Annotated in this window: 16 protein-coding genes; 9 read left to right on the top strand and 7 right to left on the bottom strand. The window is 59.4% G+C overall.

All coding sequences use genetic code 11. The annotated features are described in order from the left end of the window. Nucleotides 1–122: 122 nt before the first annotated feature. The 4 genes from ASD36_RS20555 (at nucleotide 123) to ASD36_RS20540 (ending at nucleotide 4,106) form a co-directional block, all read left to right on the top strand. The gene (locus tag ASD36_RS20555) at nucleotides 123–998 is read left to right on the top strand and encodes a DMT family transporter (RefSeq protein ID WP_060506731.1); all 876 of its coding nucleotides are present in this window, start codon (nucleotides 123–125) and stop codon (nucleotides 996–998) included. Nucleotides 999–1,097: 99 nt separating this feature from the next. Next, on the top strand, nucleotides 1,098–2,312 hold the full coding sequence (locus ASD36_RS20550; RefSeq protein WP_060506730.1) for a pyrophosphate--fructose-6-phosphate 1-phosphotransferase: 1,215 nt from the start codon (nucleotides 1,098–1,100) through the stop codon (nucleotides 2,310–2,312). A gap of 84 nt (nucleotides 2,313–2,396) precedes the next feature. Further along, entirely contained in the window at nucleotides 2,397–3,032 is a 636-nt protein-coding gene (locus tag ASD36_RS20545; protein ID WP_060506729.1) for a LysE family translocator, read from the top strand. Between the two features lie 117 nt (nucleotides 3,033–3,149). Beyond that, the gene (locus tag ASD36_RS20540) at nucleotides 3,150–4,106 is read left to right on the top strand and encodes a lytic transglycosylase domain-containing protein (protein ID WP_060506728.1); all 957 of its coding nucleotides are present in this window, start codon (nucleotides 3,150–3,152) and stop codon (nucleotides 4,104–4,106) included. 59 nt (nucleotides 4,107–4,165) lie between these two features. Here ASD36_RS20540 and ASD36_RS20535 read toward each other — a convergent pair whose 3' ends face one another. Further along, entirely contained in the window at nucleotides 4,166–5,518 is a 1,353-nt protein-coding gene (locus ASD36_RS20535; RefSeq protein WP_060506727.1) for a serine hydrolase, read from the bottom strand. A 119-nt stretch (nucleotides 5,519–5,637) separates the two neighbouring features. Then, on the bottom strand, nucleotides 5,638–7,077 hold the full coding sequence (locus tag ASD36_RS20530) for a bifunctional diguanylate cyclase/phosphodiesterase (RefSeq protein ID WP_060511778.1): 1,440 nt from the start codon (nucleotides 7,075–7,077) through the stop codon (nucleotides 5,638–5,640). Nucleotides 7,078–7,372: 295 nt separating this feature from the next. Here ASD36_RS20530 and ASD36_RS20525 point away from each other — a divergent pair, with 295 nt between their 5' ends. From ASD36_RS20525 to ASD36_RS20510, 4 genes are all read left to right on the top strand, one after another. Then, entirely contained in the window at nucleotides 7,373–8,623 is a 1,251-nt protein-coding gene (locus ASD36_RS20525; RefSeq protein WP_060506725.1) for a DUF3419 family protein, read from the top strand. Then, nucleotides 8,620–9,297, top strand: coding sequence for a class I SAM-dependent methyltransferase (locus ASD36_RS20520; protein ID WP_060506724.1), 678 nt, complete (start codon nucleotides 8,620–8,622; stop codon nucleotides 9,295–9,297). The genes ASD36_RS20525 and ASD36_RS20520 overlap by 4 nt, the downstream gene beginning before the upstream one ends. A 208-nt stretch (nucleotides 9,298–9,505) precedes the next feature. Beyond that, entirely contained in the window at nucleotides 9,506–10,321 is an 816-nt protein-coding gene (locus ASD36_RS20515) for a GH25 family lysozyme (protein ID WP_060506723.1), read from the top strand. A 132-nt stretch (nucleotides 10,322–10,453) separates the two neighbouring features. Then, nucleotides 10,454–11,662, top strand: a complete 1,209-nt coding sequence (locus ASD36_RS20510; protein ID WP_060506722.1) for a lytic murein transglycosylase — start codon at nucleotides 10,454–10,456, stop codon at nucleotides 11,660–11,662. On the opposite strand, the gene ASD36_RS20505 is transcribed toward ASD36_RS20510, so the two are convergent. Then, nucleotides 11,649–13,052, bottom strand: a complete 1,404-nt coding sequence (locus ASD36_RS20505; RefSeq protein ID WP_244489860.1) for a cation:proton antiporter — start codon at nucleotides 13,050–13,052, stop codon at nucleotides 11,649–11,651. The genes ASD36_RS20510 and ASD36_RS20505 overlap by 14 nt on opposite strands. Nucleotides 13,053–13,145: 93 nt before the next feature. Here ASD36_RS20505 and ASD36_RS20500 point away from each other — a divergent pair, with 93 nt between their 5' ends. Further along, nucleotides 13,146–14,081, top strand: a complete 936-nt coding sequence (locus tag ASD36_RS20500; RefSeq protein WP_060506721.1) for a DMT family transporter — start codon at nucleotides 13,146–13,148, stop codon at nucleotides 14,079–14,081. 527 nt (nucleotides 14,082–14,608) lie between these two features. Here ASD36_RS20500 and metF read toward each other — a convergent pair. The 4 genes from metF to ASD36_RS20480 form a co-directional block, all read right to left on the bottom strand. Further along, nucleotides 14,609–15,535, bottom strand: a complete 927-nt coding sequence (gene metF / locus ASD36_RS20495) for a methylenetetrahydrofolate reductase [NAD(P)H] (RefSeq protein ID WP_060506720.1) — start codon at nucleotides 15,533–15,535, stop codon at nucleotides 14,609–14,611. A gap of 1 nt (nucleotide 15,536) precedes the next feature. Then, nucleotides 15,537–16,565 carry a metalloregulator ArsR/SmtB family transcription factor gene (locus ASD36_RS20490; RefSeq protein WP_060506800.1) on the bottom strand — a complete coding sequence of 343 codons (1,029 nt, stop codon included), beginning with the start codon at nucleotides 16,563–16,565 and terminating at the stop codon, nucleotides 15,537–15,539. 189 nt (nucleotides 16,566–16,754) lie between these two features. Further along, a complete protein-coding gene (ettA, locus tag ASD36_RS20485) occupies nucleotides 16,755–18,404 on the bottom strand; it encodes an energy-dependent translational throttle protein EttA (RefSeq protein ID WP_060506719.1) in 1,650 nt (549 codons plus the stop codon). 92 nt (nucleotides 18,405–18,496) lie between these two features. After that, nucleotides 18,497–19,264 carry a ribonuclease gene (locus tag ASD36_RS20480; RefSeq protein WP_244482377.1) on the bottom strand — a complete coding sequence of 256 codons (768 nt, stop codon included), beginning with the start codon at nucleotides 19,262–19,264 and terminating at the stop codon, nucleotides 18,497–18,499. Nucleotides 19,265–19,409: the final 145 nt, after the last annotated feature.

Genomic DNA, 19,409 nt, shown 5'->3' with positions numbered 1-19,409 from the left:
GAATTTGTGATGGCACCTCACTATTATAGCATTCGTTGTCGTGATCGTCCAATCATGCAAATGAATTTGGCTTCGAACCAGGCAAGGTGCGACCGGACAACCCACGTTCCGTTGGAGTTCCGATGCGTATTTCCACCCACCCGCAGGCCATGGGCATGGCACTTGGCCTGATCGGCGTCATCATCTTCGGCGTCACCCTGCCGATGACCCACATCGCACTTGGCGGCTTTTCCCCCTTCTTCATCACCTTCGGCCGCGCCGTCATTGCCTCGATCGCTGCCGGACTAACATTGCTCGTGATGCGCAGGCGATGGCCAAAAGGACAGGGCACAATTCTGCTCGGCGCTGGCATCTGCGTAGTCTACGGTTTCCCCATTTTCTCCACCACAGCGATGCAGACCATTCCTGCCAGCCATGGCGGCGTCATCCTCGGAATCCTGCCGCTCTTGACCTCGATCTTCGCCTCCCTTGTCGATGGCGAGCGGCCGGGTGCGGCCTTCTGGGCCTATGGCCTTGCCGGTGCGGCACTGGTGGTGTTCTTCTCCATCCGCGAAAGTGGCTTTCACCTGCAGGCCGGCGACGCATGGCTCTTTCTCGCCGCCATCACCGCGTCGCTCGGCTATGTCTTGTCGGCCAAGGTCTCGCGGATCATCCCGGGATGGGAGGTGATTTCCTGGGCGCTGGTCATCACCGCACCGCTCTCCGTCGTTGCCACGCTGTTGGTGATGAAGGATGGAATTCAAGCTCCAACGGCTGCCGAACTCGGCGCCCTCTCCTATCTCGGCCTGATGTCGATGTTTGCCGGTTTCATCTTCTGGAATGCCGGGCTGGCGCTCGGCGGTATCGCGCGGGTGGCGCAGGTGCAACTGCTGCAAACATTCGTCACGCTCGCCGTCTCCGCCGTCCTGCTCGGTGAAGTGATCAGCCCCTCGACAATTGGCTTTGCCATTGCCGTTGCCCTGATCGTCTGGCTCGGACGAAAAGCGCGGATCGCCTGATCCGTCCACCGCCATACATGCAGCATGTCATTTAACTTCCATGGGAATTGCGCTAGAGAGACCCCGAACGATCTTGCCGCAATCCCCGAGGAGGACTCCATGGCCAAACAGAAAGTTGCAATGCTGACCGCAGGCGGGCTCGCGCCATGCCTATCCTCTGCCGTGGGCGGCCTGATCGAGCGCTATACCGACATTGCGCCCGATATCGAATTGGTAGCCTATCGCTCCGGCTATCAGGGCCTGCTGCTGGCCGATCGCATCGAAATCACCCGCGATATGCGCGAAAAGGCGCATATCCTGCACCGTCACGGCGGTTCGCCGATCGGCAATAGCCGGGTGAAGCTGACCAACACGGCCGATTGCATCAAGCGGGGCCTGGTCAAGGAAGGCCAGAACCCGTTGCGCGTCGCAGCCGAACGGTTGGCCGACGACGGCATCACCATCCTTCACACAATCGGCGGCGACGACACCAACACGACGGCGGCCGACCTTGCCGCCTATCTCGGCGCCAACGGCTACAACCTCACCGTCGTCGGCCTGCCGAAGACCGTCGATAACGACGTCGTGCCGATCCGCCAGTCGCTCGGCGCCTGGACTGCCGCCGAATACGGCGCAAAGTTCTTCGACAATGTCAGCAACGAACAAAGTGCCGCACCGCGCACGCTCGTCGTCCACGAAGTCATGGGCCGCCACTGCGGCTGGCTGACAGCAGCGACCGCCCGTTCCTATATCCAGCATATCGACGACCGGGAATTCGTCGATGGTTTCATGATGAACCGTCAGATGAAAAATATCGACGGCCTCTATCTGCCCGAGACCGCTTTCAATCTGGAAACCGAAGCCGAACGGCTGCGCGCCATCATGGACAAGACAGGTTTCGTCACCCTGTTCGTCTCGGAAGGCGCCTGCCTCGATGCCGTCGTTGCAGAGCGCGAAGCAGCCGGTGAAGCCGTCAAGCGCGACGCCTTCGGTCACGTGAAAATCGACACGATCAATGTCGGCGGCTGGTTCTCCAAGCAGTTCGCAGCCCTCCTCGGCGCCGAACGGTCGATGGTGCAGAAGTCCGGCTACTATGCCCGCTCCGCACCGGCGAATGCCGACGACCTGCGCCTCATCCAGGGCATGGTCGATCTTGCCGTCGAAAGCGCCCTGAACAAGGTCTCCGGCGTCACCGGCCATGACGAAGATCAAGGCGGCAAGCTGCGGACAATCGAATTCCCGCGCATTCGTGGCGGCAAGCATTTCGACACCTCGGTCAAATGGTTCGGAGAGGTCATGGATGTGATCGGCCAGAAATGGTCGCCGGCAAACTGATATCCGGCTTATAAACGCCTATTGACGGCTCCGTTTGCGCATGGCTTCCTCGATCGAACGCCAAGTCCAAACGGAGCCGTTTTCATGTCGATCGAACACTGGCTGGCCTTTGTCGCCGCCTCCTCCATTCTTCTCGCCATTCCCGGTCCGACCATTCTTCTGGTCATCTCCTATGCGCTCGGGCATGGGCGAAAGGTCGCAAGCGCGACGGTCGCCGGCGTGGCGCTGGGCGACTTCACCGCAATGACGGCCTCGATGCTTGGGCTCGGCGCACTGCTGGCCACATCTGCAACAATTTTCACCGTCCTGAAATGGGTTGGCGCCGCCTACCTGATCTGGCTCGGAATCAAGCTCTGGCGTGCGCCGATCGCAACCGAGGCTGCCGATGGCACCCTGTCGGTACCCGCAGAAAAGCCGCTGCGGATATTCCTGCACACTTATGTGGTCACCGCCCTTAATCCGAAAAGCATTGTGTTCTTCGTCGCTTTCCTGCCGCAGTTTCTCGATCTCAGCCGCCCGCTGTTCAACCAGATGCTGATCTTTGAAACCACATTTCTGGTGCTCGCAACGCTCAACGCCACGCTCTATGCACTGATGGCATCGGCTGCGCGCCAGACGATTCGAAAGCCCAAAGTTCAGGCCATCGTCAACCGCACGGGCGGGTCGCTTTTGATCGGCGCGGGCCTTCTAACAGCGGGCTTGCGGCGCGCCGGCGCCTGAAAAGACGTCCCGCGCTTGCGGTTCAGCGTCTCATAGGTTAATGACATCCGGCGCATGGTGGCCTCTGGCTGCTGATTTGCATAGGGCCCTGTGGCCTGACAGCACGAAAGTGACAGCATGGCGAATTTCCGTTTTTCCGTTTCAAAACCGGCTGTTACGGCCTGTGCCCTGATCTCGGCCTCGCTTGTCAGCGGTTGCTCGAGCATCGAGCGGACACCGATGGAACAGCTGATGGCGGTGCAGACGGTCACGCCGCTGCCCAAGCCCGGAACGGAAATGACGGCTTACGCTCTGCCGGCACCGGATGGCGTCGCTGCAACGACCGCAGCACTGGCAGCCGAAACAGCCATGATGAAGCCCGGTGAGACGGCAGCGACCCAGGTTGCCGCGACCAACCAGACTGAAACACCTGCAGTGGCCGCCAATGCACTGGTGGCTCCCCAGACATCTGCAGCCGCTCAGGCGGCAACAGCAGCCGTCCTGCCGGACACGGCCAACACCATGGTTTCGGCGAAGTCCGATCGCATGCCCCAGATTCCAGAGGGCATGATGATGGCGGCGATGGAATCGGATTTCGATACTGGCGAGCCGGTCGGTCTGGAAACCTTGGTCGCCAAGCGCATGATCGTCCCGATGGCCAAGCCATCGATCGGCGCCAGCGCCTATGCGATGGCAAAGTCGATACCGGCGTCCTTGGGCATCACGGAAAAGCCGACAAGTTCGCGCCCGGAACTCGACCGCCTGATCGCCTATTACGCCAAGCTCAACAATATTCCGGAAGAATTGGTCCACCGCGTCGTCAAGCGCGAGAGCACCTACAATCCGCGCGCTTACCATGCCGGCAATTACGGCCTGATGCAGATCCGTTACAACACGGCCAAGGGGCTTGGCTACGAAGGCCCCGCCGAAGGCCTGTTCGATGCCGAAACCAACCTGAAATATGCGACGAAATATCTGGCCGGTGCCTGGATGGTGGCCGACAACCAGAACGACGGCGCCGTCAAGCTCTATGCCAGCGGCTACTATTACCACGCCAAGCGCAAGGGCCTGCTTGAAACGCTTGGCATGAAGTAAGGCCGGGCCGGCCTCTCCTTATCATGTTTCAACTTTAGTGATTTCAAGCTTGGAAGCGGTCAGTTGACCGCTTCTACTATTTTGGCCTGCAGCTGGCGCACATCATAGCCACTGCGCGACGGCGTCAGCCCCAGCCGGACGACCGCTAGGCCAAGCGACGGTACCAGCATCACGGTCTGACCGTCATGCCCCTGCAGCCAGTAGGCATCACCGGGCAAAGGCGGCCCGCCGTCACTTCCGAACTTTGTCCAGACCTGCCCTGCCCCGTAGCGTCCGCCCGATGCCTGGGTTGGCGTGCGCATGTAATTGACAAAGTCCTGCGGCAACAATTGTTCACCGTTCCAGCTGCCATTCTGCAGGAGGAAGAGGCCAAACCGAGCCCAGTCCCGCGCTGTCGCATACATATAGGACGAGCCGACAAAGGTGCCATGCGCATCCGGCTCCAGGACTGCGCTGTTCATCCCAAGCGGCCTGAACAGCGCAGCGCGCGGAAACGTCAGTGCCTCGCGCACGCTGCCGAAGGTGTCCATCCAAAGCCGCGACAGAATGGTCGATGTGCCACTGGAATAGCTGAAACGCTCGCCTGGCTTTGCCTCCAGCGGCTTGGCCGCCGAGAAATTGGCCATGTCGCCTTCCAGATAGAGCATGCGCGTGACGTCAGTCACATCGCCGTAATCCTCGTTGAACTGCAGACCGCTCTGCATGGCCATGAGATCGGCAAGCTTGATCTGGCTGCGCGGATCGTTACGCCATTGCGGCAGAAGTTCTGTCCGGTCGAGCGCCATCTGACCGTCGCGGATCCGCAAGCCGATCAGGGCAGCCGTCACCGACTTGGTCATCGACCAGCCGAGCAACGGCGTTGCACTGTTAAAACCCTCGCCGTAGTTTTCCGCAACGATCCTGCCATCCTTGACGACGACGATGGCGCGCATGCCAGGGCCTGCAAGCTGCGGATCGGTCAAAAGCGTCTGGACTGCCGGATTGACGGCGGTGCCGCTGCCATCCGGCCACGGCTTGGCATCATCCGATTGCGGCGCCCGGCGGCGAAGCTGCCGGTTTCCGGGGAAAGCTGCGAATTCGCCCTCGGTGACATTGGTGCAGCCAAGCCCCTCACGATAGATGGCCCGGCCCGGCGCCGCAAAACCGAACATGCGCGCTGTGACTGTTTTTCGCATGTTATCGACGGATATCCGCACCAGGCGCAGAAGCGGATGCCCAGGCGCTTGGACATCCTCGGCAAGAACCGTGTTTGCATCCCTGTCGGCAATGAAAACGTTGGAGCAGACGATCTTGGCTGCATAACCGTCACCGACCCGCAGCAAATCCGGCGGCATGATGACAAGCCAGCCCGCGGCAGCTGCCACTGCTGCCGATACCGAGCCTGCGAGCCAGAACCACCGTTTTCTCTTCATGCACATCGTCCCTGCTTCGCTGGTGTCAGAAGAACAGGATTCCACGCATTTAGGAAGGCTTTGTGGCAATCACTTTGATGCTAAACATGTTTCTTGAGCCTCGTCCGGGCAATCCGGCTCTAGCCGATTAACCGCGCCGCGAGCCTTTCCGGCTCCCGCTGAAGGATGGCAATCGCGCCCTCCGCCGACACCGGCCTTGAAATCAGAAAGCCCTGGGCTTCCGAAGCGCCAAGCGCCCGTACGAATTCCATCTGCCCCTCGGTTTCGATACCCTCTATCGTGGTCGACACCTGGAACGTGTTTCCAAGCTGTAGGATGATATCGACGATTTCGGCATCCCGCTGATTGCCAAGCATCGCCTGGGTGAACGAGCGATCGACTTTGAGCTGGTCGAGTGGAAAACGCCTGAGATTGTTGATCGACGAAAATCCGATGCCGAAATCGTCAAGCGCGATACGGACACCATAGGCACGGAGTTCAGTCAGGCTTTCGCGGATGATATCGGCATCGACATAGAAGATCGACTCGGTGACCTCGATGGTGAGCCTGCCTGGAGCAAGTCCGGCTTCATCAAGGCACGCTTTGACATGGGGAACGAAAGCGCGGTCCTTGAACTGGTCTCCTGCGACATTGACCGCGACGCCAGTTGGTGCAGGCCACCGCGCCGCTTCCAGGCAGGCGGTCCTCAAAACCCAGTTTCCGATTGGCAGGATCAGGCCGGTCTTTTCGGCAGCAGCGATGAAATGATCAGGCGGGATGATGCCTTTGTCCGGGTGGCGCCAGCGAATCAGTGCTTCGAAGGAGCGGATCGCGCGGCTCTCGATACCGACGATCGGCTGGTATTCCAGATAGAATTCGCCGGCCGCCAATGCGCGGGAAAGATCATACTCGATCTCGCCTTTGCGCGTTGCCTCCTCCGCCATTTCTGGCGCATAGACCATATGGCTGTTGCCGGCAATTTCCTTGGCCTTGTAGAGTGCCAGGTCGGCGCGCTTGAGAACCGCAGAAATTGACCGGTCTTCCGGCTCTATATAGGCGACGCCGATGCTCCCGCCCGTCCAGAACTGCGCGGACGAAAGCTGAAACGGCTCGATGAAAAGACCTTTGATGGTCATGCAGATATCGTCAAGCTTGCCTTGCGACGGAGAGCCGGCAACGACGATAACAAACTCATCTCCGCCCAGCCTATAAACCGCGGCGATGCCTGACATTGCTTGGATCAACCGCTGGCCAAGCGCGACAAGCAACGCATCGCCAGCATCGTGCCCCATGGAATCGTTTACGAATTTGAAGCGATCAAGATCGAGCATCAACAGAGCCGTGCGGCCTGGAGGCATCGATCCGGTGGTGAGCAGTTCGCGAAGATCGCGCTCCAGCGCGACGCGATTGGCGATACCCGTCAGCTGATCTGTGTGGACAACCCGCGAGAGGTTTTCTTCCGTCCTGCGGCGCAACTCGAGTTCTTCCAGCAGGCGGCTTTGCGCACGTCCCCTCTGGTAAAAGAACAGGCCGCAGACAAGCGGCATGACGATCAATGAAGCAACTGAAATTGCGAGCATTCCACTGCCCCAAACCCCGTGAACATCAGCGATCATAGCGTCATAGAAAATACAAACTGCCGGAAACAATGCTCCGATCACCGCGCCCATTGCAGCATACCGCTGCTCGGGCTTCGGTAGGAAAGCCTTTAACATCATGTTAGCGCCCCGAAAAACTCACTGTATCTAACATATACAAACTTAATCAATTCTTATGGGTAAAAAATCATACAAAACCAGCATCATTGCAGGCGTCATCAAAGTGTAGCGGACTCGTCTTAGAAGCTCCTCCAACGTCAACGGATGGCAGGCTGACATGACTGATCTCGCACCCGATGCAGGCTACGGCAAACGAAACCGCAAGCTGAAAACCGCCTTGCTTCAGCATAAGCCGCTGAGTTTGGAGGGCCTGTCGGAGCGTCTCTTCGGATTGCTGTTTTCCGGTCTCGTCTATCCGCAAATATGGGAGGATCCGGCCGTTGATATGGCCGCGATGCAACTACGGCCCGAGCATCATATCGTGACCATTGCTTCCGGCGGCTGCAATATGCTGGCTTATCTATCGGCAGCGCCCGAGCGCATTGATGTGGTCGACCTCAACCGGCATCACGTGGCTCTCAACCGTTTGAAGCTCGCCGCCTTCCGTCATCTGCCCACTCATGCGGATATTGTCCGGTTCCTTGCACGGCATGATCATGCCGCCAACGTCCAGGCCTACGACCTTTTCATCGAACCAAAGCTGGATGGCGAGACACGGAAATACTGGAGCGCCCGCGGCCTGACCGGCCAGCGCCGCATCAACGTTTTCGGCAAAAACATCTACCGTACAGGTCTGCTCGGCCGCTTCATCGGCCTGGGGCACCTGCTGGCGCGGCTGCATGGTGTCGATCCGAGCGAGCTTGCCAATACCCGTTCCATGCGCGAGCAGCGCCAGTTCTTCGATGAACGGCTGGCGCCCCTGTTCGACCGTCCGGTCATCCGCTGGATCACCAGCCGCAAAAGTTCACTGTTCGGTCTCGGCATCCCACCGCAGCAGTTCGACGAACTGGCCAGCCTTAGCGCGGAAAAGTCGCTGGCCGGCGTCCTGCGTCACCGGCTTGAAAAGCTTTCATGCCATTTCCCGCTGAAGGAAAATTACTTTGCCTGGCAGGCCTTTGCCCGCCGCTATCCGCTGCCGCACGAGGGCGACCTGCCAGACTATCTGCAGGCCAGCCGCCACGAAACGATCCGCAACAATGCCGAGCGTGTCCATGTGCATCACGCCAGCTTCACCGAACTGCTGGCCAAGAAGGCTGCCGGTTCCGTCGACCGTTATGTCCTGCTCGATGCGCAGGATTGGATGAACGACCGTCAGCTCAACGATTTGTGGACCGAAATCACCCGCACATCCGCAGAGGGCGCCATGGTCATCTTCCGCACCGCTGCCGAAGCCAGCATTCTGGAAGGCCGCGTCTCCGAAAACGTGCTTGGCCAGTGGCATTATGATCGTGAGCAGTCGCAGGCGCTCAACCTGAAGGACCGCTCGGCCATCTACGGAGGCTTCCACATTTACAGGAAAGTGGCATGACGGCGGTCAGCACCGAAACAGGCACCAGCCATGCCGACCGCATGGACCGGATGTATCGCACCCAGCGGCATTTCTACGATCTCACCCGCAAATACTATCTGTTCGGGCGTGATACGCTGATCAACGAGCTGAATGTTCCAGCCGGTGGCAGCGTGCTTGAAGTCGGCTGTGGTACCGGCCGCAATCTGGCGCTGATTGGCCAGCGCTTTCCGCATGCGCGGCTGTTCGGGTTTGACATCTCAGCGGAAATGCTCGTCTCCGCCGAGGCAAAACTCGGCAAACCCGGCCAGCCCAGAACAATCCTGCGCGTTACCGACGCCACCGATTTCCAGGCGTCCGAGTTCGGCGAAACCGGGTTCGACCGGATCGTCGTCTCCTATGCCCTGTCGATGATCCCGGATTGGGAAAAGGCAATCGGCACGGCCATCGCGGCACTGAATCCTGGCGGATCGTTGCATATTGCCGATTTCGGCCAGCAGGAACGCCTGCCCCGCATGTTCCGGCGTGTCCTCCAAACATGGCTGCAGCAGTTCCACGTCACGCCGCGCAAGACGATGGAAAGCGTGCTCAGGCTCATAGCCAGCGACGTCGGCGGCACCGTGGAATTCCGCCCCATTGGACGCGGCTACGCCTGGCTGTTCATCTACCGGCGCCCGGCAAAGCAAGGCAGCTAGCTCCGCGACATCATGGTGTTTCGCGGTAAATCAGCCCAAAATGCATGCTTCTGGCGCTCCGCTGCGCCACCTTCGCAATTGCCGCTTGAAACTAACTCAATTTTTACGATGATATGGTGAAAATGAGGCTCACGCCTCCTGGGGGATTCACATCAGCGGATATCATCGCGTGAGGCAGCAACGTCGATCGTTTCAGAACGGAAACCTCATGCGCCGGCTCCTCCTGGCTCTCCTGCCTATTGTCTCGCTTCTTTCCGCCTGCACGATGACCGATTACGATCTCGTCTCCACGGCATCGATCCCGCCAAAGTTTCAGGACAAGGATCCGCAGAATTTTGGCGCGCGCACGCCGCAGCATCACAATATCCACGGCATCGACGTGTCGAAATGGCAGGGTGATATCGATTGGGCCAAGGTAAAAGGCTCCGGCGTTTCCTTCGCCTTCATCAAGGCGACCGAAGGCAAGGACCGGATCGATGCCAAGTTCGGCGAATACTGGCAGCAGGCCCGCGCCGCCGGCTTGCCCTACGCGCCCTATCATTTCTATTATTTCTGCTCGACAGCCGACCAGCAGGCCGACTGGTTCATCGCCAACGTGCCGAAAAGTGCGGTCTACCTGCCGCCGGTTCTCGACGTCGAATGGAACGGTGAATCCAAGACCTGCACGTATCGTCCGTCGCCGCTGACCGTACAGACGGAGATGAAACGCTTCATGGACCGGCTGGAAGCCTATTACGGCAAGCGCCCGATCATCTATACCTCGGTCGACTTCCACCGCGACAATCTCGTCGGCCAGTTCAAGGACTATCATTTCTGGGTTCGCTCCGTCGCAGCACACCCGACGGAAATCTATCCCGAGCGCCGCTGGGCCTTCTGGCAATACACCAGCACGGGGGTCATCCCCGGCATCCAGGGCAATGCCGACATCAACGTCTTTGCGGGTTCACAGAAGAACTGGAAAAGCTGGGTTGCGGCCGTTTCAAAACCGCGCGCACCCGCAGAAATCCAAACGGCGCAAAACTGATACAGACGCGGCGGCATTTCTTCTTTCCGCCTCATTGCCGTGTGACAGCCGCTGCCATATTTTCAGCGAAACAAGAGCAGCCCGTTTTTACGCTGCTTTCGGCCGGTTCCGGCCTTACAACAAGGATTTGCGATGACACGCAGCACACTGCGCTCCGTTCTCTCGATCGGTTTTCTCACCCTTCTCACCTCCTCTGCGCTGGCACAGCAGCCGGCCACGCCAGCCGTTCCGTGCGGCGGCGATCTCGCCACCTTCCTTCAAGGCGTCAAGGCAGAAGCGGTTGCCAAGGGCATTCCAGCCGACGTCGTCGATCGTGCGTTGGCCGGTGCGGCCATTTCTGAAAAGGTATTGAGCCGCGACCGCGCCCAGGGTGTCTTCAAGCAGAGCTTTACCGAATTTTCCCAGCGCACCGTCAGCAAGGCCCGGCTGGATATCGGCGCCAAGAAGATGAAGGAATATGCTGCCGTCTTCGCACGGGCGGAGAAGGAATTCGGCGTTCCGGCTCCAGTCATCACCGCGTTCTGGGCGATGGAAACCGATTTCGGCGCAGTCCAGGGCGATTTCAACACCCGCAACGCCCTGGTGACGCTGGCGCATGACTGCCGCCGCCCGGAAATGTTCCGCCCGCAGCTGATCGCAGCCATCGAGATGGTCCAGCACGGCGACCTCGACCCGGAAACAACGACCGGCGCGTGGGCAGGTGAAATCGGCCAGGTGCAGATGCTGCCGGAAGACATTATCGCGCAGGGCATGGATGGCGATGGCGATGGCCACGTCAACCTCAAGCAAAGCTCGCCGGATGCTATTCTGACGGCTGCAAAGTTCATCAAGAGCCTCGGCTTCACCGCAGGCCAGCCCTGGATCCAGGAAGTCAACCTGCCGGAAAACCTGCCCTGGGAAAAAACCGGGCTTCAGACCGGCATGACCGCAGGCGACTGGTTCAAGCTCGGCGTCAAGCCGCGCGACGGCAACACCGCCTTCCCGCAGCTCGCCTCGTCGCTGGTCATTCCGCAGGGCCGCCACGGCGTCGCCTTCCTGACCTATCCGAATTTCAACGTCTATCTCGAATGGAACCAGTCGTTCATCTACACGACCTCGGCTGCCTATTTCGCCACCCGGCTTGCCGGTGCTCCAACCTATGACACCCACACCCCCGAACCCGGCTTGAACGACGAAAGCATGAAGGAGTTGCAGACGAAGCTGCAGGCCATGGGCCATGACGTCGGCAAGATCGACGGCATTCTCGGCTCAGGAACCCGTGCGGCGCTGCAGAAGGAACAGCAGCGCCTTGGCATACCGGCCGATGGCTGGGCGACGCAGGCGGTGCTTAGCGCTCTGTAATATCCGTTTCTGGCTTGATGTCAGACTTTGCCCGCCGCCGGCGGTGGCGGGCAAGACGCAATGCGCGGTAGCGCAACTTCAGCGACCAACGGGCAGCGGCAAGAGCCGCGCCACCTTTCGACACTTCGCTCAGTTCGCGTGCATAGGCGACCGCAAAGGCCTTGCGATAGGTCAGCAGATGTTCGGAAGCGATATTTTCCAATCGGTGCATCATGCTCACCCAAAGCGGCGAAACCAGCAACGACACCGCCGTAACGGCGATTGCCACCTTGTAGGTATCAAACTGCAGGACACCAGCACCAAGGCCCGCAGCCGCCAGCACGAATGAAAACTCGCCGATCTGCGCCATCGACAGTCCGGCGACCAGGGCCACCTGCGGCGACGAGCCGGTCTTGCGCAGCAGGAAAATGTTCAGCACCGTTTTTGCCGCAATGACGATCACTGCAGCACTGAGCACCGACCAGAAATTCTCGCCGATAAAGGTCAGGTCGATCAGCAACCCGATCGACAGGAAGAAGACCACCAGAAGCACGCTCTGGATCGGCTCGATCACCGGTATGACCCGGCTGCGCAGCGTAGAGTTTCCGATCACAATACCGGACAGAAATGCCCCATAGGCCGGCGACATGCCCGCAAGACCTGAAATGGCGGCAGCACCGAAGCAGACGGCAAGCGCGCCCAATGCCAGGATCTCGACCTTGTCCTCGACCGCCTCGCTATAGGGAACCCTCAATTTCCCGTGGCGGCCAAACCACCACAACAAGGCGAGCAGCATGGCAATGGCGATAATCATCTTGATTGCAATGGTGCCGAAATGCGTCTCCTCGCCGCCAAGGCTTGAGACCAGGATGAGCATCGGAACCACGGCAATGTCCTGAGCGATCAACACACCGACGGCGATCCGCCCGGTCTCGCTGCGCAGTTCCCCCATGTCTTCAAGCATTTTCATGGCGACGACGGTGGAGGACATCGCGATAACGAAGCCGAGGATCAACCCCTCGGCCATGGTTGCGCCCGTGATCAGCGCGATCAGCCCGGCCGCGGCGATAGCTGCGATCACCTGCCCGCCTGCCACGCTCAAGGCCTGCCGCAAGCTGAGCACAAACGCCTTGATCGACAATTCCATGCCGATGAAGAACAACAGGACGACGACGCCCATTTCGGCAAGCAGGGTGACATTGGCATTGTTGGAGATAAAGCCGAACCCCGTCGGCCCCAAGGCAACGCCCGCCAGGATGAACCCGACCAGCGGCGGCTGGCGCAGGCGCAGGAACCCCAGCCCGAGGATGGCTGCGACCGCGACAACGATCGCGATGGAGATCAGCCCCTGACCATCATGCGCGGCGGATATGGATTGTGTCGTCAACTGCTCCAGCAGATCGTCCTTCATATCTGTGACATGGTCGAGAATCGGGTGGCTAAAACCCAGGACAAGGCTTAACCCTCGGTATGTTCCGAATGAGGCAGGGGAAGGTCAAGTCACATGCACGCGAAAACGGACGGTCTGCAAAACCGAATGACGCTTGCCACCTGGGGGCTTCTGGCTCTGCTCGGGCTGATCTGGGGCGGTTCATTCTTCTTCGCACGCATCGCCATCCAGCATGTACCGGCGTTTACCCTTGTTCTGTTGCGTGTGGCGCTGGCCGCATTGGCGCTGCATATCTACATCTTCGGCCGTTATGACATCTATCGCGAACTCAAGGCGCGATGGCCGCAGTTCCTGCTGCTCGGCCTCATCAACAATGCCATTCCGCACACGTTCATCTTTCTCGGCCAGACGCAGATCGGCGCTGGCCTCGCCGCCATCCTCAACGCTACCACACCGGTCTGGACAGTGCTGATTGCCAACGCGCTGACGCAGGATGAAAAGCTGAGCCTGGCCAAGATCATCGGCTGCCTGCTCGGCCTTGCCGGCACCGCGGTGCTGATCGGCCCAAGCGCCCTGCCCGGTCTCACGCAGGCGGGTAGCAGCATACCGCTCTGGGCTTTGCTGTTTCCGGTGGCAGCCGCGATCAGTTACGGTTTTGCGGCAACGTACGGCAAGCGATTCCGGGGACTGGCAGCGCCAGTCACGGCGGCCGGACAACTCACCGCCTCAACGCTGATCATGCTGCCGCTTTCCCTGATCGTCGATCAGCCCTGGCAACTGGTCTTCCCGCCAATGACCTCCGTGCTGGCGATCCTGGCATTGGCCCTTCTGTCGACTGCTTATGGTTACATCCTGTTCTTCCGCATCATGAGCCGGGCCGGTGCCACCAATACGTCGCTGGTCACCCTTTTGGTGCCGCCAAGCGCCATTTTCCTCGGTTTCCTGTTCCTCGGGGAAACGCTGGAGCAGACCGATATTGCCGGCATGCTTTTGATCGCCGCCGGCCTTGTGGTGCTTGATGGCCGCCTCTTGCCCGGCCGCCGCACATGAACCCCAATGACGGAATCAAACTGCCGCCCGCGCTTCGATGATGTGTCCAATCGGCCACTCACAGCGCATTTCAGTGCGTTACATTAACCAAAGCAAAGGCATTGTGAAAAAATTGTGGCAGCGGCCAAAACCTCATTCAATCATGACCTTAACCCTGTGAACAAGGTTTGACGGCACCTCCGATACCGCAATGCAGCATAACTTTTCCTTTCATGCGTGACATTTTCCCCCTATCTTCCGGAGGTCAACGCAAGGAGGGCCGGTTATGGGAATTACACATTCGTTGAATGTCCTCATGATAAGTGCAGCGTTTGTATTTGTCGCAACGATGCTTTTCATCTGAAAGCATTAGCCACATAGTCCAATCGATAAAGAAGGACTTTAGAACCGCAATCCATTGCAGCAGCATCCAGCCAGGCAAGGCGCCTCGTGAAGGACCGCAAGCCTGAAGCTGACAAAGATAAAAGCCCTTGAAACCGTCCGGTCTCAAGGGCTTTTCTTTTATCGATGGCGCCGCATTGGCCTTCTCAGGCAGCGGCACCGGCTGACCGGGAAGGTACAGCAGCCGGCACTACCCGCTCAAATCCAACCAGATCGCACACGGCCGTCACCAGCGGCGAACGGTTCATCGTATAGAGATGGAAATCGCGAAGGCCGCGCCGTGCCAGATCGACGATCTGTTCGGCGGCGATATGGGTCGCTTCCTTGAAGCGCTCCTCCGGGCTTTCATCGAGATGGATCAGCCGGGTGATGATGGCCTCGGGCACCCTTGCACCACAGAGCCCGGCAAACTTGGTAATGCCCGCGAGGTTGTTGATCGGCATGATACCTGGAACGACAGGAATGGTGATGCCCGCCCGCCGGACACGCTCGAGATAGCGCTCGAAATCATTGTTATCGAAGAAGAACTGGGTGAGTGCCCGCGTAGCGCCATTATCGACCTTGCGTTTCAGCATGTCGATATCAGCATCAACATCCGGGCTTTCCGGGTGCTTTTCCGGATAGGCAGATACCGAGATTTCAAAATCGCCCTTCTGACGGATGGCCGCCACAAGGGCCGCAGCATTTTCGTAACCGTCCGGAAACGGCTCGTATCGGGCACCAATCCCCCCTTGCGGATCGCCGCGAAGCGCCACGAAATGGCGTACGCCGTTGCCGATGAATTCATCGACAATCGCATCGACTTCCGGCTTCGTCGCGCCGACGCAGGTCAGGTGGGCGGCCGTATTGGCAAAACCCTCATCATGGATCATCCGTTGCACGGCGGTCAGTGAACGTGCCTTGGTCGAGCCACCGGCGCCATAAGTCATCGTCACGAAGGCCGGATCGAAGGCAGACAGGTCTGCGACGGTCTGGAACAGGTGGGTTTCCATATCGTCGTTCTTCGGCGGAAAATATTCGAAGGAAAGCCGCAGGTTTCCGCGTTCGGCCGGGTAAAGGGTGTGTATCGCCATGTCATGTCCTCCCGGCATAGGCGAGAGCGCGTTTGCCCTCGGGTGTATCGATTGTAGCCGCCTGCCGCTGGTCGCGGGCAAGCCAGATGGTCACCGTCAACTGCCGGTCCCGGCCTGTGTCCGGGGTCAGATCCACCGTCTCCTCGACAGTCAGCCCGGCCTTCTCCAGCCAATCGGCCATCGTCTGGCGTGAAAAGCCGAGACGCATATGCGCATGCTCGTCACGCAGATATTCCAGTGTATGGGGGGCAAGATCGATGATCGCCAGCCGGCCGCCGGGGACAAGCATGCGGGCGGCCTCTGCGATCGCCGCCTGCGGTTGGGGCAGAAAGTGCAGGACCTGATGGATGGTGACGAGATCGAACTGACGGCCATCCAGCGGCAGATTGAAGATATCGCCATGCCGGATCGAAGCCTTGGTGATCCCAGCGCGGTCCAGATTGGCGCGGGCAACGGCCAGCATGTCGCGGCTGGCATCCACACCGACGCCACGGCGGTACAGCCCCTCGAAAAGTTGCAGGATACGGCCGGTTCCGGTCCCCAGATCGAGCAGACCATCGACAGGTTCGGTACCGACGACCTTTTTCAAGGCGGCCTCGACATCTGCTTCGCTGACATGCAGGCGGCGCAATTCGTCCCATTCGGCGGCATTGCGACTGAAATAGTCCTGCGCTTTTTCCGAACGCGCCTGTTTCAGCGCCGCCAGCCGCTCACCGTCGCGCGTCAACACCGCGTCGGCAACATCGGAAGCCGACAGCAGGTCTCGCACCAGCGCCACGCCAGCCCCCTCGCCTCGCAGGCGAAAATAGGCCCAGGCACCTTCCTGATAGCGATCAATCAACGCGACTTCCGCAAGCAGCTTCAAGTGACGAGAAATTCGGGGCTGCGATTGACCGAGAATTTCGGTAAGATCGGTAACGGTCAGGTCGCCGGCAGCCAGGAGCGCCAAAAGACGCATGCGCGTCGGCTCGCCAGCCGCTTTCAGCACATCCACCAACTCGTCCAGCCCCAGCCCGTGCTCTCGCGCCATCACCAACCTCATCAACACATAAAGATATGTTTATGTGATTTTCGGATTTTCCGCAAGTTGAAATGTGGCATTGGCCACAGGCTTCGGAACATGAAAAAGGCGGCCCAAGCGGACCGCCTTCGTCTCAATTCATCAGGCGAAACAAGTATCGGTTTCGCAACCCTGGTGCGACCAACGAGGCCCGCCCCTTTATCGCGTCAGGCGCTTGTAGCTGACGCGGCTCGGATTGACCGATTCCGGGCCAAGGCGGCGGATCTTGTCCTTTTCGTAGTCTTCGAAGTTGCCTTCGAACCATTCTACATGGCTGTCGCCTTCGAAGGCGAGAATGTGCGTCGCCAACCGGTCGAGGAACATGCGGTCGTGGCTGATGATCACAGCGCAGCCCGCAAAGTTTTCCAGAGCGATTTCAAGCGCTGCCAGCGTTTCCGTATCCAGGTCGTTGGTCGGTTCGTCGAGAAGCAGCACGTTGCCGCCGGCCTTCAGCATCTTGGCAAGGTGAACGCGGTTGCGCTGACCGCCGGAGAGATTGCCGACCTTCTGCTGCTGGTCGGTGCCCTTGAAGTTGAAGGCGCCGCAATAGGCGCGCGAGTTCATTTCCAGCTTGCCGAGCTTGATGACTTCGGCACCGCCGGAAATTTCTTCCCAGACGGTCTTGTTGCCATCAAGTGCATCGCGGCTCTGATCGACATAACCGAGCTTGACGGAATCACCGACGCGGAACGTACCGCTATCCGGCTTTTCCTGGCCAGTGATCATCCGGAACAGCGTCGTCTTACCAGCACCGTTCGGGCCGATGACACCAACGATGCCACCTGGCGGCAGCTTGATCGACAGGTCGTCGATCAAGACGCGATCGCCATAACCCTTGGTGATGTTTTCGGCTTCGATAACCACCTGGCCGAGGCGTTCGCCGATCGGAATGATGATCTGCGCATCGCCAAGACGCATCTTGTCAGCTGCTTCGACCAACTCGTCATAGGCCTTGATGCGGGCCTTCGACTTCGACTGGCGGGCCTTCGGGCTGGACGCAATCCATTCCTGCTCGCGGCTGATCGCCTTCTGGCGGGAGGCGTCTTCGCGGTTCTCCTGCGCCATGCGCTTGGCCTTGGCCAGCAGGTAGGCCGAGTAGTTGCCTTCGTAGGGAATGCTGCGGCCACGGTCGAGCTCGAGGATCCAGCCCGTGACGTTGTCAAGGAAGTAACGGTCGTGGGTGATCATCATCACGGCGCCGGGATACTGGCGCAGATGGTTTTCCAGCCAGCCGATGGTTTCTGCGTCGAGATGGTTGGTTGGTTCGTCGAGAAGCAGCAGGTCCGGCTTGGAGAGCAGCAGCTTGCACAAGGCGAGGCGGCGGCGCTCACCACCCGAAAGGTTGGTCACGTCGGCATCGCCGGGCGGGCAACGCAAGGCTTCCATCGCCATCTCGACCTGACTTTCGAGGTCCCACAGATTCTGGCCGTCGATGATATCCTGGAGCTTTGCCCCCTCTTCCGCCGTCTCGTCGGAATAGTTCATCATCAGTTCGTTGTAACGCTCGAGGATGGCGGTCTTGTCGGCCACCCCTTCCATGACGTTTTCCATCGCCGTCTTGTTCGGGTCGAGCTGCGGCTCCTGCGCCAGGTAACCCACCGTCGCGCCCTGGGCGACCCAGGCTTCGCCGGTATATTCCTTGTCGAGACCGGCCATGATGCGCAGTACGGTCGACTTACCGGCACCGTTCGGGCCGAGAATACCGATCTTGGCGTCCGGATAGAACGACAGATTAACATTCTCCAGCACCTTCTTGGTGCCGTAGGACTTGTTCAGCCCGGACATATGATAAATGAATTGACGTGCCATAGAGAGACTGCTCCGACGGAATGGGATTTTGCCCGCTATGTAGGCGAATTATCCCGGCGGAGCAATGAAGAAACCGGCTTTAGCCACGCCATTCACTCAATGCCGGCCGTATCGACGGCGCCTTTTGCACATTTGAAATCGGTATCGGCGGCCGCAAGGATCAGAGTTGAAAGGCCGGACATGGCTGAAACATCGCCCGCCAAGCCGATCGTCAGCCCGGTGACAACGCTGCGCGCACCGGCCTTCTCACACCGCATCCGGACACGATCACCCGATCCCTTGCCAAAGCTCTCGTCAAAGGCCTGTTTGACCTCGCGTTCCGTGACGTCCTGACCAAGCCGGGCCGCAAACAGGGCGCGCACCGCCGAGCCGTTGATTTCCTCGAGAAGACGAAGCTGCACCGAAAAATAGTCCTGCGCGGTGCTACCATGGCACGTGCCACTGCGCAGCCACTGATGCCGGTCGAGGCCTGATTGCGTTCCCGGCATGGCCACCATCAGCTTCGCGGCCGTCTCCTCCGCCATCGCCAGTTGCGGCAGGTCCAGCCAGTCGCCCTTGCGGTCGCGCGCTTTGATATCCGCAGAAACGCCGCAATAGCTCTTCTTCACCGGCCAAAGGCCGTGCAGGGAGAAATGGGTTGCGTCATAACGCTCCGAGGTCTGGCCGGCGCATTCCTTGCGGTTTGGCCGGGTTTCGCAAAATCCCGGCTGCCAGCTGATGGCGAAAATGTACTCGGTCTTACCTTTCACGGACGCGGCCTCCTCCGCCGCAAAGACCGGCGGCACAAACAGCACAGCGACCAGGATCATCCCCAGACGATGCAGAAACGGCACGAAGACAGTCCTCACATTTCCCGGCATATGGGCCTCCGCCAACAAGAACAAAACAAGATCATTTAGCGATTAAAACGGGAAAATTGCAACCAGAAATCCATGTGTGGCCGATTTTTCCTGACCTGATGTCAAACAAGCACCAAGCGCCGGTTGCCTTTGGCTGTTAAATCAA

Origin of the sequence: Rhizobium sp. Root1334 (assembly GCF_001426665.1) — a bacterium.
In the GTDB taxonomy this organism is placed as follows: Bacteria; Pseudomonadota; Alphaproteobacteria; order Rhizobiales; family Rhizobiaceae; genus Pararhizobium.
This window is presented reverse-complemented; position numbering and strand designations above follow the sequence as displayed.

Bases quoted from the DNA above. Each gene is read 5' to 3' on its own strand.
- ASD36_RS20555 (WP_060506731.1), top strand. From the start codon at position 123: ATGCGTATTTCCACCCACCCGCAGGCCATGGGCATGGCACTTGGCCTG.
- ASD36_RS20550 (WP_060506730.1), top strand. From the start codon at position 1,098: ATGGCCAAACAGAAAGTTGCAATGCTGACCGCAGGCGGGCTCGCGCCA.
- ASD36_RS20545 (WP_060506729.1), top strand. From the start codon at position 2,397: ATGTCGATCGAACACTGGCTGGCCTTTGTCGCCGCCTCCTCCATTCTT.
- ASD36_RS20540 (WP_060506728.1), top strand. From the start codon at position 3,150: ATGGCGAATTTCCGTTTTTCCGTTTCAAAACCGGCTGTTACGGCCTGT.
- ASD36_RS20535 (WP_060506727.1), bottom strand. From the start codon at position 5,518: ATGAAGAGAAAACGGTGGTTCTGGCTCGCAGGCTCGGTATCGGCAGCA.
- ASD36_RS20530 (WP_060511778.1), bottom strand. From the start codon at position 7,077: ATGCTCGCAATTTCAGTTGCTTCATTGATCGTCATGCCGCTTGTCTGC.
- ASD36_RS20525 (WP_060506725.1), top strand. From the start codon at position 7,373: ATGACTGATCTCGCACCCGATGCAGGCTACGGCAAACGAAACCGCAAG.
- ASD36_RS20520 (WP_060506724.1), top strand. From the start codon at position 8,620: ATGACGGCGGTCAGCACCGAAACAGGCACCAGCCATGCCGACCGCATG.
- ASD36_RS20515 (WP_060506723.1), top strand. From the start codon at position 9,506: ATGCGCCGGCTCCTCCTGGCTCTCCTGCCTATTGTCTCGCTTCTTTCC.
- ASD36_RS20510 (WP_060506722.1), top strand. From the start codon at position 10,454: ATGACACGCAGCACACTGCGCTCCGTTCTCTCGATCGGTTTTCTCACC.
- ASD36_RS20505 (WP_244489860.1), bottom strand. From the start codon at position 13,052: ATGAAGGACGATCTGCTGGAGCAGTTGACGACACAATCCATATCCGCC.
- ASD36_RS20500 (WP_060506721.1), top strand. From the start codon at position 13,146: ATGCACGCGAAAACGGACGGTCTGCAAAACCGAATGACGCTTGCCACC.
- metF (WP_060506720.1), bottom strand. From the start codon at position 15,535: ATGGCGATACACACCCTTTACCCGGCCGAACGCGGAAACCTGCGGCTT.
- ASD36_RS20490 (WP_060506800.1), bottom strand. From the start codon at position 16,565: ATGGCGCGAGAGCACGGGCTGGGGCTGGACGAGTTGGTGGATGTGCTG.
- ettA (WP_060506719.1), bottom strand. From the start codon at position 18,404: ATGGCACGTCAATTCATTTATCATATGTCCGGGCTGAACAAGTCCTAC.
- ASD36_RS20480 (WP_244482377.1), bottom strand. From the start codon at position 19,264: ATGCCGGGAAATGTGAGGACTGTCTTCGTGCCGTTTCTGCATCGTCTG.